The following is a 12,840-nucleotide window of genomic DNA, read 5'->3' as shown; positions in this document are numbered from 1 at the left end:
GGGGAAGGACCCTTCACCGCAACTCACTCACCGTCGCCACGATCACCTCACAGCACCCCCTACCCCCGAAGAACGAACTACCCCTCGTCACCGTTCCCCGCGGTCACCGCCGTCAACCCCACCTCACGCCGGGGTCGGCGCCGACTCCACCGGGTGATCGAGCGGATGGGCGAGCTCGTCCGACGGCATCCGGCCGAAGTGGACCACCGCCAGCGAGATGAGGGCGGGGCCGATCCCCGCGATCAGGAAGACCGTGGTCAGGCCGAGGACGGCACCGGCCGGACCGGCCAGGGCCATCGACAGCGGCATCAGCAGGAGGGAGACGAAGAAGTCCAGGCTGGCGATCCGGCCACGCAAGTGGTCCGGGACCCGGCGCTGCAGCAGCGTCCCCCAGATCACCATCGCCGCCGAGCCGGTCGCCCCGACCACGGCCGCGCCGATCGCCATCACCCACAGATCCCGCGCGAACCCGAGCAGCGCGAACGGCAGCGACCCGACACCCCACATCAGCGTCATCACGGTCAGGTACCGCCGCGGCAGCCGGCGCGACGAGATCAGCAGCGCGCCCGCCGCCCCGCCGATCCCGAACGCCGCCAGCACCAGACCGAACTGACTCGGCCCACCACCGAGCTGATCCTTGATCGCGAACGGCAGCAGCACCTCGAGCGGCCCGAGGATCAGCAGCACGAAGATCGTGCCGAACAACAGCGAAGCGAGCAGCCACCGGGTACGTCGTACGTAGCCCCAGCCCTCACGCAGGTCGCCGAAGATCGTCCGCGGGCCCGCGGCGTCCGCCGGCTCGGAGTCGCCGGTCGGCACCCGCATCGCGAGGACGCAGCCCGCCGAGAAGAAGTAGGTCAGCGCGGTGATCAGGATCGCGATCCCCGGCGACATCGCCGCGATCGCCAGCCCACCCAGCGCCGGCCCGGTCGCCTGCTGGGCCAACGGCCGCAGCGTCCCCTCCAAACCGTTCGCCGCCAGCAACTCGTCCGCGGGCAGCAGCTTCGGCACCAACGCCGTGTACGCCGGAATCAGAAAGGCCTCACCGGCTCCGATCAGGATCGCCGCCCCGGCCAGATGCCACACCTCGAGCAACTCGGTCAGCGCGAGCCCCGCGACAACCAGCAGGACCAGCCCGCGTACGCCGTCGGCCGCAACGATCACGCTGCGCTGCGAGAGCCGGTCGGCCGCGATCCCGCCGAACAGCACGCACACGACCAGCCCGATGCTGTACGCCGTCGTCACCATCGACAGCTGCACCGGTCCGCCGCCGAGCTCGATCACCTGCCACGCGAGCGCGACCAGCCAGAGCCCGCTGCCGAGCAGCGCGACCGCCAGGCCGGTCCACAGCAGCCGGTAGTCCCGGTGCCGCAACGGGCGAACCGCCTTCCACCCCACGTGTCCCCTCCTGCCGGTCGTTCCGCCGAGCATACACAGGAGAACAGTTCACGTGTCAACAGTTGCAGTGCGCACTGAAGCTCGTAGACTCTGACCATGCCGACCAAGCCGACGCACCTGGAGTCCTGGCGCGCGCTGTACCGCGCGGACACGCTGCTGTTCACGCATCTCGACAACACGCTGCGGACCCGGCTGAAGATGGGCTACTTCGAGCACGAGGTGCTGCGCGCGCTCGACCAGGCCGGCGGCCGGATGCGGATGGCCCCGCTGGCGGAGGCGCTGATGATCTCCCGCAGCGGCGCGACCCGGCTGATCGGCAAGCTCGAGGACAAGGACGGCTGGGTCGTCCGCCGCAACACCCCGGAGGACCGCCGGGCCACCTGGGCCGAGCTCACGCCGGCCGGGCGGGAGGCGCTCGCGGCCGCTCAACCCGTGGTCGAAGCTGTGGTCTCGACGTTCTTCGCCGATCATGTATCAGATGAGGACCTTCGCCGCGCGAGCCGGATCCTGGATGTGCTGGCCGACGCCAACCCCAATGACGACGGCTTCGACTGCGGACTCTGAGCTGTGACCAGCGTCGACGAGCAGTTCGCCGGACGCGTGCGTTCGCTCAAGCCGGAGCCGTGGGACCAGCCCACCGAGCTGCTGCGCAGGCTGTACGACGCTCAGCTCGGGAGCCGGCACGCGGATCTCGCGGCCCGCTGGATGCAGTCGCAGGGCAAAGGCTTCTACACGATCGGATCCGCCGGTCACGAGGGCAACGCCGCGGTCGCCGCGGCGCTCGAACCGACCGACCCGGCCCTGCTGCACTACCGCTCCGGCGCCTTCTACCTGACCCGCGCCGACCAGTGCGGTTCGAAGGAGGGCCTGCGCGACATCCTGCTCGGGGTCGCCGCCGCGACCAGCGAGCCGATCGCCGGTGGCCGGCACAAGGTGTTCGGCCGGCACGACCTGGCGATCATCCCGCAGACGTCGACGATCGCGTCGCACCTGCCGCGGGCGATGGGCGTCGCGTTCTCGATCTCCCGGGCGGCCAAGCTCGGCGTACCGTCGCCGTGGCCGGCCGACGCGATCGTGGTGACCAGCTTCGGGGACGCGTCCGCGAACCACTCGACCGCGACCGGCGCGATCAACGCCGCCCTGCACGCGTCGTACCAGGGGCTGCCGATGCCGCTGCTGCTGGTCTGCGAGGACAACGGGATCGGGATCAGCGTGCGCACCCCGGACGGCTGGATCCGGCAGGCGTACGGCCAGCGGCCCGGACTGCGGTACTTCGATGCCGACGGCACCGATCTCGCCGCCGCGTTGCCGATCGCGACCGAGGCGGCCACGTTCGTCCGGCGGAACCACCGCCCGGCGTTCCTGCGACTGCGGACCGTCCGTTTGCTCGGCCACGCCGGCTCCGACGTCGAGGCGGCGTACCGGAGTCCCGCCGAGCTGGCCGCGGACGAGGAGCTGGACCCGCTGCTCGGTACGGCGCGACTGCTGCTCGGCGCCGGGTTCAGTGCGGACGACATTATCGAGCTGTACGAGGACAAGCGTTCCGAGGCGATGCGGATCGCCGCCGAGGTCGCGGGCCTGCCGCAGCTGTCCTCGGCCGAAGCGGTCGCCGCCCCACTCCGCTTCCCCGATCCGGCGTGCGTCGCCGAATCCCTGCCGAAGCGCACGCCGACGGCCGAACCGCTTACCCTGAGTCAGTCGATCAACCGCGCATTGAGCGACGTACTCGCGTCCTACCCGGAGGCGATGGTCTTCGGCGAGGACGTCGGCCGCAAAGGTGGCGTCTACGGCGTGACCCGTGGGCTGCAGAAGGCCTTCGGACCCGCCCGCGTGTTCGACACCTTGCTGGACGAGCAGTCGATTCTGGGACTCGGCCTGGGCGCGGGAGTGTCCGGACTGCTGCCGATCCCGGAGATCCAGTACCTGGCCTATCTGCACAACGCCGAGGATCAGCTGCGCGGCGAAGCGGCGTCGCTGAAGTTCTTCTCACAGGGGCAGTACGCGAACCCGATGGTCCTGCGGATCGCCGGCTACGGCTACCAGAAGGGGTTCGGTGGGCACTTTCACAACGACGACGCCATCGGTGTTCTCCGGGACATCCCGGGGATCGTGATCGCGTCACCGTCCCGGCCGGACGACGCGGCTGCGATGCTGCACGCGTGCGCGGCGGCCGCCCGCTCCGCGGGCACGGTCAGCGTGTTCCTCGAGCCGATCGCGCTCTACCACCGGCGGGATCTGTACGACGACGGCGACGACCGGTGGCTGGCGCCGTACCCGGAGGAACCGGTGCCGCTCGGGCGCGGCCGGACGTACGGCGACGGGACGGACCTGACCATCGTGACCTTCGGCAACGGCGTGCCGATGAGCCTGCGGGTGGCGGCCCGGGTGCCCGGCATCCGCGTCCTCGACCTGCGCTGGCTGGCTCCCCTGCCGGTCGACGATTTGTTGCGCGAGGCAACCAGTACCGGCCGGGTGCTGGTCGTCGACGAGACCCGGCGTACGGGCGGTGTCTCCGAAGGCATCCTGGCCACGCTCGTCGACCATGGCTACACCGGCAGGCTGGCCCGGGTGACGAGCCACGACTCGTACGTGCCGCTCGGCGCGGCCGCCCACGAGGTACTACTGAGCGAGCAGACCATCGAGGCCGCGGCCTGCGCACTGCTCAGCTGAACAGGCGCTGCCAGAAGGACTTCTTCGCCGGCTGCTGGTCCTCGGCAGGCTCCCGGCGGGGCTCCGGCGCGGGGCGCTCCATCCGCCATTGCGCGATGACGACGTCCTCGTCCACCGGGCCGGTCGGGACGACCGGGCCGGTGGTGTCGCGGATGCTGACCCGGATCCGCTGGTTCAGATCCGCCAGGTACTCGCGGACCTCGGACTCCCGCCGCATGCCCCGGACCTTCTCGTGGACCTGCTGCTTCTCCTTGCGCAACTGCACCGCCGGCGGCAGCAGCGCGTCGGTCTCGACGTCCTCGCGGCGGATGAAATCCTTGACCCACCAGTCGGGGTCGTGCTGCTCGGCCAGCTTGAGCGGCTTGCCCGCACCCGGCAGATCGTCGAACTCGCCCGCGTTCTGGGCCCGCTTGATCTGCGCCTCGACCCATTCCTGGGTGCTCATGCCGGGCGGTCTGCGCTTGGTCATGTCACACCTCATCTGTCTTCATCGACAGTTGCTCTGCGGATCTCAGCCTACCGGCTTGTGAATGCAATCACAAGACATACTGGAGAGGTGCACCTGACCGACGAAGAGATCGCGGAGATGACGGCGGCCGAGCGGCAGGACCTGATCCTGCGGCTGGCGCCCCGCCCGGCGGGACTGCCGTCCCGGCGGACGATCGAGCGGATCCGCAAGTGGCGGACCGCACTGATGGTGGTCTGCGTGGCCGCCCTGATCCCGTGGACGGTGTACCTGGCGAACACGCTGCCCAGCCACTACGTCGCCCGGAACTGGGTCGCGACCTGGGTCGGCTTCGACATCCTGCTGCTCACCATGCTGGCGCTGACCGCGCTCGCGGGCTGGAAGCGCAAGCAGTTCGTGTTCCCGACCGCGTTCGCCTCCGGGGTGCTGCTGATCTGCGACGCCTGGTTCGACGTGATGACCAGCCAGCGCGGCGGCGACCTGACCCAGGCCCTGCTCAGCGCCTTCCTGGTCGAGCTCCCGCTGGCCTTCCTCCTGATCGCCGGTCCGCTCCGGATGATCCGGTACGTCGCCGTCCGGCACGGCATGATCCACCCGAAGTCCCACCTCTGGCGGATGCCGATCCCGATCCCGGATCTCTACCCCGATCGCAAGGTGCCGCCGCGCGCTTAAGGTGGAGGCCCCACGACGAGGAAGGGATGCCAGATGCCCGTTGAGGTGCTGTCCGTTGTCGGTGGCGAGCGAGTCGCGGAGGCGGTCCGGCGTACGCCGTCGACCAACCCGGCTCGGCTGAGCGAGGTCGTGGGGACGGTCGGCAGCGCGGGACCCGAGGTGTTCGTCCGCGCGGCCGAGGCGGCCCGGGCGGCACAGGGTGCGTGGGCCGCGACACCCGCGCCGCAGCGTGGGCAGGTGATCGCGAACGTCGGCCGGCTGATGACCGCCAACAAGGAGCGGCTCGCCGCGCTGGTCACGCGCGAGATCGGGAAGCCGATCGCGGAGGCCCGCGGCGAGGTCCAGGAGATCATCGACACCTGCGACTTCTTCATCGGCGAGGGCCGCCGGCTGTACGGGCAGACAGTCCCGTCCGAGATGCCCGACAAGCAACTGTTCACGTTCCGCCGCCCGGTCGGCACGGTCGCGGTGATCACGGCCGGCAACTTCCCCGTCGCCGTGCCGTCCTGGTACATCGTGCCCGCGCTGCTCTGCGGCAACACGGTCGTCTGGAAGCCGGCGGAGTACTCGGCGGTCGTCTCCGACGCGTTCTACGAGATCTTCGCGCATTCCGGCGTACCGGCCGGGGTCTTCAACGTCGTGTACGCCGACGGCCCGGACACGTTCACCGGACTCGAGCAGGCGCTGCAGGCCGGGCTGATCAACAAGGTCGGCTTCACCGGGTCGAGCGCGGTCGGCACCCGGATCGGCGAGCTCTGCGGCCGGCACCTGCAGACCCCGTGCCTCGAGCTCGGCGGCAAGAACCCGATGGTGATCACCGAGGACGCCGACCTCGACCTGGCCGTCGAAGGCGCCCTCTTCTCCGGCTTCGGGACGGCGGGACAGCGCTGCACCTCACTCGGTACGGCGATCGTCCACAGGTCGGTGCACGACGAGTTCCTCGACCGGTTCGGCCGGGCGGTCGCGGACGCGGCGATGGGCGATCCGGCCCAGGACGTGCTGTTCGGGCCGTTGCTGGACGAGAAGTTCGCGGCCGGGTTCGAGAAGTCGCTCGGCTGGATCGCGGCCCATCACCGGGTGATCGGCCGGACCGGACGGGTCACCGCGGACAACCCGCGGGCCGGGTTCGTCGGCGATCCGGCGGACGGGTTGTTCTACCACCCGGTGATCGTGGCCGGGGTGCGGCCGGACGACGAGCTGTTCCTGAACGAGACGTTCGGTCCGGTGGTCGGCGTCGCGACGTACACCACCCTCGACGAAGCGATTGCCTTGGGCAACAAGTCTGGCTACGGGCTGTCCAGTTCGATCTACACCACCGACCCGAACAAGGCGTTCCGGTTCGCGCAGGGGATCTCGGCCGGGATGGTGAGTGTGAACAACTCGACCTCCGGGGCCGAGGCGCACCTGCCGTTCGGCGGCAACGGCAAGTCGGGCAACGGGTCCCGGCAGAGCGGGGTGTGGGTGCTCGACCAGTTCACCCGCTGGCAGTCGATGAACTGGGACTACTCGGGCAAGCTGCAGAAGGCGCAGATGGATACGGAGACGGTCGAGGCCGACCTCGACTACCAGCTGCCCTGATGGCCGGGGTCCTTCCCGGGGCCGCCGATGTGGTGATCGTCGGCGGCGGGGTGATGGGCACCAGCATCGCCTTCCACCTCGCCGAGGCCGGGGTGGAACGGATCCTGCTCCTCGAGCAGAACCAACTCGGCTCCGGCTCCACCTCCAAGGCGGCCGGCGGAGTGCGGGCGAACTTCTCCGACGAGCTGAACATCGCGCTCGGCGCCCGCAGCCTGGAAGCCTTCGCCCACTTCGGCGAGCGCCCCGGCCAGGAGATCGACCTGCATCGCGTCGGCTACCTGTTCCTGCTGGAGACCGACGACCAGCTCGAGCTGTTCCGCGAGAGCACCCGCCTGCAGAACGCGGCCGGCCAGCCGACCCGGATGATCGACGTCGACGAGGCCGTCCGCCTCGCCCCGATCGTCGCCCCGGACGGACTGGCCGGCGCCTGCTTCTCGCCGGCGGACGGGCACTGTACGCCGGAGTCCGTCGTCCTCGGCTACGCGACCGCGGCCCGCCGGCTCGGCGCGACACTGGTCACCGGCTGCGAGGTGCTCGGTATCGATGCCGTGGGCAACAACATCACCACGGTCCGGACCAGTCAGGGTGACATCCGGACCAGCACGGTGATCTGCGCAGCGGGCGCGTGGTCGGCGGAGCTCGCCGCGATGGTCGGGGTCGATCTGCCGGTCACGCCGCTCCGCCGCCAGATCGTGGTGACCGAGGCGATCGACGGTCTGCCGGCCGGCCTCCCGATGACGATCGACTTCAGCAGCACGTTCTACTTCCACCGCGAAGGCCCCGGGCTGCTGGTCGGGATGTCCGACCCCGACGAGCAGCCCGGCTTCCACCTGAACCGCACCGATACCTGGCTCCCCCGGCTCACCGAGGCGATGTCACACCGAGCGCCTTCCCTGCTCGACGTCGGCCTGACCGGCGGCTGGGCCGGTCTGTACGAGGTGACTCCCGACCACAACGCCCTGATCGGCGAATCCGGCGAGCTGTCCCGATTCCTTTACGCCACCGGCTTCTCCGGCCACGGCTTCCTCCAGGGCCCGGCCGTCGGCGAGATCATCCGCGACCTCTACCTGAACCGCACCCCCTTCGTCGACATCACCCCACTCGACGCCCGCCGCTTCCACACCAACACCCACCGCGCCGAGTGGAACGTGGTCTAGTCGACCACGGCGCCCGCGGTCAGGTTGAGCGCGGTGCCGGTCATGGCGGCGGCGAGGTCGGAGGCGGCGAAGACAGCGACCGCGCCGACGTCGGACAAGGTCGCGGCACGTTTCAGCATCGTGCGGCGAGCGGTGTCCTCGGCGATCGCCCGGGCCGCCTTCTCGGGGAAGTCGGCCGGCAGGGCTTCGGGGATGCCGCCGGTCTGCAACGTGAGCACGCGGATGCCGTGCGTTCCGAGTTCGAGGGCCAGGCTGCGCCGCAGCGCCTCGACGGCACCGAAGCCGGCCTGGAAACCACCCAGGTTCGCACTCGGCTCGCCGTACCCGCCGAAGGTCAGGATCACGCCGGAGCCCCGGGTGATCATGTGCCGGGCGGCCGCCCGCGAGGTGAGGTAGAAGGTGCGGAGCATCGTCCTCACCGGTGCCTCGACGTCGGCGGCCGGCATCTCGACGAGCGGCGTACCGAAGAACTGCCGGTGGCCGATCAGGTTGAAGGAGATGTCGATGCTGCCGGCCGCGGCCGCCACGGCGTCGGCGTGGTCGTCCACCGACCGCTCGTCCAGCGCGTCGACGACGGCCGTCTCGGCGGTTCCGCCGGCGGCGCGGATCTCCGCCGCGACCTCATCGAGTGTCTTCAGCGTCCGGCCGGCGAGATACACCGTCGCACCTTCCGCGGCGAAGGCCTTGGCGACGGCGGTGCCGAGCGGTCCGGCCGCGCCGTACACGATCGCGTTCTTTCCGGTGAGCATCATGGGTGGCCCTCCTTGGCCAGTTCGGTGACGAGGTCGTCCAGGTGCCGCATCGACGCCCGGATGCCGCGCTCCATGCCGGTGTCGACGTACAGGTCGCGGTCCTCGACCGCGAAGAACACCGTGTTCTGCGTGAGCGTGGTGACGCCGTCGGCCTCGTCGAAGGTGATCAGGTTCAGATAGACGGTCCCGGGCTGCTGGTCGAACTCGTACGTCTGCACGATCCGGTCCGGCGACGGCGTCCCGTGGTACAGCCCGTGGAACGCGTACCCCTTGCCGTCGGCGTCGTAATGCGTCCAGCGCCAGCGCCCGCCGTGCTGCGGGTCCAGCTGGTTCACGACCAGTTCGAGCTCGGCCGGTCCGAGCCACCGCGCCAGCAGGTCCGGCTCCGTGTACGCCCGGAACAGCAGCTCCCGCGGAGCGTTGAACTCCCGGATGATCACGACCTGCGGTACGCCGGGCTCCGCGATCACCCGCATCTCGGTCATGACTCGCCCCGCAACTCGTCGAGGACATCGTCGAGCCGGTCGAAGCTCTCGGCCCAGTACGCGCGGTAGTCCATCAGCCAGCCGACGGCCGCCCGCAGCGGCTCGGCCTCCAGATGACTGAACCGTGCGGTCGCCTGCCGGGACCGGCTGATCAGGCCCGCCTGCTCCAGAACTTTCAGGTGCTTGGACACAGCGGGCTGCGACATGCTGAACGGCGCCGCCAGCTGGGCCACGGTCGCGTCACCGCGCCGCAGCTCGCCCAGGATCGCGCGCCGGGTCGGATCGGCCAGCGCCGCGAAGACGCTGTTCAATCCATCTCCATAACCATTTGGTTTTGAAACCATGTGGTTAACAATGCGCGCGGGGCCGTCCTCTTGTCAACCGCTCAGGCGACTCAGGGCTGGTCGTTGCGGGGGTCGTCCGCCGGATCGTCGGGCCAGTTGTCGGGGTCGCACCACTCCGGGTCCCAGCCTCGCTGGATGCAGTACTGCCGGAGGATCTCTTCGCGGGTCGGCGGCGGGCTGGTGCTCGGCCGTCGCGGCTTGGGGGTCCTCGTCGCCGTGGTCGTCGTCCTGGTCGGCGTCGGGTCGGGCCGCTCTTCGGTCCGGCGCTCGGTCGTCCGCGTCTTCGTCGGCTGCTGGGTCGGCCGCGTCGTCGGCTTCTGCGTCGGCGTCACCGTCGCCTTCGGCACGGGCGGCGGGGTCGTCAGCTGCGGAACGACGGGTGTCGGGGTCGACGACGGGGTCGACGAACGGTCGTCGACGACCTGGACGGCCTTCGAATCACCCGGGTCGCCACCGAACAGGCCGACCGCGGTCAGCGCCCAGACGTTGACGCCGAGGAAGAGCACCAGGGCGGCGGCACCGGAGTACACCACCCGGCGGGACGGGCCGGCGAACAGACCGATCGGGCCGCGGACGGGATTGCCCTTGCCGTCGACCCAGAACTTCCAGTCCTCGGGTGGCGGTGGCCAGGACGGATCCGGGCGCCACGTCTTCGGCGGGACCCAACTGCGGCGGGGCGGCGACGGCCAGGTCGGCGGGACCACGAACCGCTTCACGAAAACTCCTCCATCTCCGCCTCGTCCGTTGGTCAGGCTAGTGGATACATCGGCCGCGACAGCCCACGCCGCAGCAGCTTTGGCCCAGATTTCACGCGCCCGTATCCAGGCCAACGACACAGACCCCGCGCAGGCTACTTGCGGATTGCCCGCACCCGCGTGTCGCACTGGCTTTTTCGATCAACCCGTGGCCGGAACGAGGACAGGTCAGATCAGGCTCACCTTTCCGGGGATCAGGAGAAGTTGAGGACCTCCTCGATCAGCCGGGTGAGATCGACCCCGAACGGGCGGTCGGCGTCGATCGGAGGTACGACGGCGTCGACCGCGCGGAGCAGGTCGCGCAGGCCGACGGGGATCGGCCGTTTCGACAGGGCGAAGGCCTGCCGGACGGCCAGGAGTTCGCAGGCGGTCGTCTCGCGGGTGAGCCGGATCGCCTCGGCGAGGACTCCGACCGCCTCCCAGGAGAAGGTCTGGACGTCCTCCTGGCCGTTCGAGGTCTCCGCCGTACTGATTGCCGTGGGCAACGTCAGGCGGCGGAGCCGGTGCGTGGTGGCGACGGCTCGCTTGTGGACGGCGACGAGGCCGGCCTGCGGGCCCGGCTCGCGAGCCAGTTGGGCGGTCAGGCCGCTGACCGCCGGATCGAGCAGCCGGTGGAGGCGTGCGGTGGAGACCTCGGCGGCGTGGGCCAGCGCCGCGGTCAAGTGGTCGCAGTGCGCGGCCAGGTCGATCCCGTGGAAGCCCGCCGTACCGATGAACTCACCGTCCAGGTACGCCGGTGAGTCGGTGACGCCGGCGAACGCCCGCTCGACGGCGTCCTCCAGGGCTTGCTCGGTCCGCCGGACATGCGCGATCACGTGCCCGGCAACACGAAACGACACAGGTGCCTGGAGTGATCGCGGCTCGGGCTCCGGGCCGGCCAGCTCGCGGATCCGGGCGAACTCGGTCGCCAGCAGGTCATCACCCCGAGCGGCCGCCGACTGGTACGGCGCCCGGTTGGCGCCGATCACGGCGATCGCCCCGGCAGCCACTTCCGTCAGCTGGTCGGCGAGTCGGCGGGTCCGAGCGGCCTGCAGAGCGGCCCGGCCGGTGGCGCCGGGGATGCCGGCCAGGAGCGCGATGCCCTCCTTCGGCCCGAGCTCGAAGGCACCCGCCAACGGGCCGAAGGCGTGGGCGAGCGGAATGATCTCGCCGGCGGAGCCTGCTCCTTCGGCGGGGATCTCCGGCACCTGTCCGCTGTTGATGTAGTCGACCAACTGCGTGATGAGCTCGACCGAGACGCCCGCGTCACCGGTGAGGAAGGTCTTCAGGCGGCCGATCAGGACGGCGCGGGCTTCGTCGGGTGGGAGCCAGGGCGGTCCACCGACCGCGCGGCCGAGCAGCAGGTTGCGTTGGTGGAGGCGCTGCTCGTCCTCGGACAGCCGGACCTTGCTGAGGTTACCCATCCCGGTGTTGACGCCGTACACGGCATCGCCGGTCGAGAGCGCCCGCAGCACGTCGGCGCGGATCGCGGCCAGGCGATCGAGCAGGGGTTGGGCGATCGTGATCGGGTCGGTGGCGGCCGGGTCGAGGTCTGACGGCTCGGTGATCATCAGTGGAAGCGCAGCATCGTGCCGACGTCGGCGGCCTCGGCCTTGCGCAGGATCAGGTGCGCGATCGCGACGTCCAGCAGCGACAGCCCGCGATGCCAGAAAAGGTTGCGCTCGGCATCATTCTCCCGCCCGGGCTTGCGGCCCGCGACGATCTCGCCCAGTTCGGCGTACAAGGTCTCCGGCGACAGCCGGCCGGTGTCCACGTGCCGCCGCAGCGACCCGAACCGCCCGGACCGCGCCTCCCGCCAGTCGTCCACGACCACCTTGTCCATCACGTCGAGCAGGTCCAGCTCGACCGCGCTGATCGTCCCGTACGGTACGACGAACGCGCCCGGCTTCACCGCGGCCGTCCGCAACAGCGGCTCGGGTTCGGTCAGCCGGGTCGCCTCGACCAGTACGTCGGCGCCGTCGAACGCCTCCTCCGCGGTCGCCACCACCCGCACCGGGGTGGACAGCTCCGCGGACAGTTCGGCGGCGAACTTCTCCCGGGACTCGGGCCGGCGGGACGTCACCCGGATCTCGTCCAGGTCGAAGAGGTCGTCGAGCATGGTGACGTTCCACCACGCCGTACCGCGGGCACCTGCGTGAGCGAGGATCTTGCTGTCCCGCCGGGCCAGGTGCCGGGCGCCGACCGTGGTCATCGCGCCGGTCCGCGCCGCGGTGATCATCGTCGCGTCCAGCACCGCCAGCGGTACGCCGGTGGTCGGGTCGAACAGGGTCGCTATCGCCAGCTCGCTCGGCAGGCCCCTCTGGTAGTTCGGGACGAAGTCGCCGACCACTTTGACCCCGCTGATGCCGTGCTCACCCAGGCCGTCGAGGTGGCCGCGCAGGATGTTGAAGTGGCCGATGCCGCCGTTGTCCGGCATCAGGTGCACCCGCGGCTCGAAGCTGGTCCGGCCCTCGCCGTGCTCGCGGACCGCCTCCTCGACCGCGTCCACGATCTCCAGCCGGGTCAGCCCCAGCGCGTCGATCTCGGGCCCACTCAGAAACCGCAACCAGATCCCGTCCGTCAC

The 12,840-nt window shown here is 70.4% G+C and carries 13 protein-coding genes; 5 read left to right on the top strand and 8 right to left on the bottom strand.

Going from position 1 to position 12,840, the window contains the following annotated elements; translation table 11 throughout:
* Positions 1–123 precede the first annotated feature (123 nt).
* Positions 124–1,398: an MFS transporter gene (locus ACZ6O0_RS11685; RefSeq protein WP_465764793.1), complete on the bottom strand. Its 1,275-nt coding sequence runs from the start codon at positions 1,396–1,398 to the stop codon at positions 124–126.
* 96 nt (positions 1,399–1,494) lie between these two features.
* Here ACZ6O0_RS11685 and ACZ6O0_RS11680 point away from each other — a divergent pair, with 96 nt between their 5' ends.
* Both ACZ6O0_RS11680 and ACZ6O0_RS11675 read left to right on the top strand, forming a co-directional pair.
* Entirely contained in the window at positions 1,495–1,962 is a 468-nt protein-coding gene (locus ACZ6O0_RS11680; protein WP_465764792.1) for a MarR family winged helix-turn-helix transcriptional regulator, read from the top strand.
* Positions 1,963–1,965: 3 nt separating this feature from the next.
* Positions 1,966–4,068, top strand: coding sequence for a thiamine pyrophosphate-dependent enzyme (locus tag ACZ6O0_RS11675; RefSeq protein WP_465764791.1), 2,103 nt, complete (start codon positions 1,966–1,968; stop codon positions 4,066–4,068).
* On the opposite strand, the gene ACZ6O0_RS11670 is transcribed toward ACZ6O0_RS11675, so the two are convergent.
* A complete protein-coding gene (locus ACZ6O0_RS11670) occupies positions 4,061–4,537 on the bottom strand; it encodes a DnaJ family domain-containing protein (protein ID WP_465764790.1) in 477 nt (158 codons plus the stop codon). The two genes, ACZ6O0_RS11675 and ACZ6O0_RS11670, sit on opposite strands and share 8 nt — an antisense overlap.
* Before the next feature lie 87 nt (positions 4,538–4,624).
* Here ACZ6O0_RS11670 and ACZ6O0_RS11665 point away from each other — a divergent pair, with 87 nt between their 5' ends.
* The 3 genes from ACZ6O0_RS11665 to ACZ6O0_RS11655 are packed head-to-tail and all read left to right on the top strand — an operon-like array spanning position 4,625 to position 7,941.
* Complete coding sequence (locus ACZ6O0_RS11665) at positions 4,625–5,206, top strand: hypothetical protein (protein ID WP_465764789.1); 582 nt, start codon at positions 4,625–4,627, stop codon at positions 5,204–5,206.
* Between the two features lie 33 nt (positions 5,207–5,239).
* Complete coding sequence (locus ACZ6O0_RS11660; protein ID WP_465764788.1) at positions 5,240–6,784, top strand: aldehyde dehydrogenase family protein; 1,545 nt, start codon at positions 5,240–5,242, stop codon at positions 6,782–6,784.
* The gene (locus ACZ6O0_RS11655) at positions 6,784–7,941 is read left to right on the top strand and encodes an NAD(P)/FAD-dependent oxidoreductase (RefSeq protein ID WP_465764787.1); all 1,158 of its coding nucleotides are present in this window, start codon (positions 6,784–6,786) and stop codon (positions 7,939–7,941) included. The genes ACZ6O0_RS11660 and ACZ6O0_RS11655 overlap by 1 nt, the downstream gene beginning before the upstream one ends.
* On the opposite strand, the gene ACZ6O0_RS11650 is transcribed toward ACZ6O0_RS11655, so the two are convergent.
* The 6 genes from ACZ6O0_RS11650 to ACZ6O0_RS11625 all read right to left on the bottom strand — a co-directional run bounded on the left by ACZ6O0_RS11650 (position 7,938) and on the right by ACZ6O0_RS11625 (position 12,840).
* A complete protein-coding gene (locus ACZ6O0_RS11650; protein WP_465764786.1) occupies positions 7,938–8,693 on the bottom strand; it encodes an SDR family NAD(P)-dependent oxidoreductase in 756 nt (251 codons plus the stop codon). The genes ACZ6O0_RS11655 and ACZ6O0_RS11650 overlap by 4 nt on opposite strands.
* On the bottom strand, positions 8,690–9,178 hold the full coding sequence (locus tag ACZ6O0_RS11645; protein ID WP_465764785.1) for an SRPBCC domain-containing protein: 489 nt from the start codon (positions 9,176–9,178) through the stop codon (positions 8,690–8,692). Before ACZ6O0_RS11645 ends, ACZ6O0_RS11650 begins: the two co-directional genes overlap by 4 nt.
* Positions 9,175–9,489: an ArsR/SmtB family transcription factor gene (locus ACZ6O0_RS11640; RefSeq protein WP_465764784.1), complete on the bottom strand. Its 315-nt coding sequence runs from the start codon at positions 9,487–9,489 to the stop codon at positions 9,175–9,177. Before ACZ6O0_RS11640 ends, ACZ6O0_RS11645 begins: the two co-directional genes overlap by 4 nt.
* Positions 9,490–9,572: 83 nt before the next feature.
* The gene (locus tag ACZ6O0_RS11635; RefSeq protein WP_465764783.1) at positions 9,573–10,238 is read right to left on the bottom strand and encodes a hypothetical protein; all 666 of its coding nucleotides are present in this window, start codon (positions 10,236–10,238) and stop codon (positions 9,573–9,575) included.
* 233 nt (positions 10,239–10,471) lie between these two features.
* Positions 10,472–11,827 (bottom strand): aromatic amino acid lyase, encoded by a 1,356-nt coding sequence (locus tag ACZ6O0_RS11630; RefSeq protein WP_465764782.1) that lies wholly within the window; start codon positions 11,825–11,827, stop codon positions 10,472–10,474.
* Positions 11,827–12,840 carry an ornithine cyclodeaminase family protein gene (locus tag ACZ6O0_RS11625; RefSeq protein ID WP_465764781.1) on the bottom strand — a complete coding sequence of 338 codons (1,014 nt, stop codon included), beginning with the start codon at positions 12,838–12,840 and terminating at the stop codon, positions 11,827–11,829. The genes ACZ6O0_RS11630 and ACZ6O0_RS11625 overlap by 1 nt, the downstream gene beginning before the upstream one ends.

This window comes from Kribbella sp. NPDC048837 (genome assembly GCF_055586945.1).
This window is presented reverse-complemented; position numbering and strand designations above follow the sequence as displayed.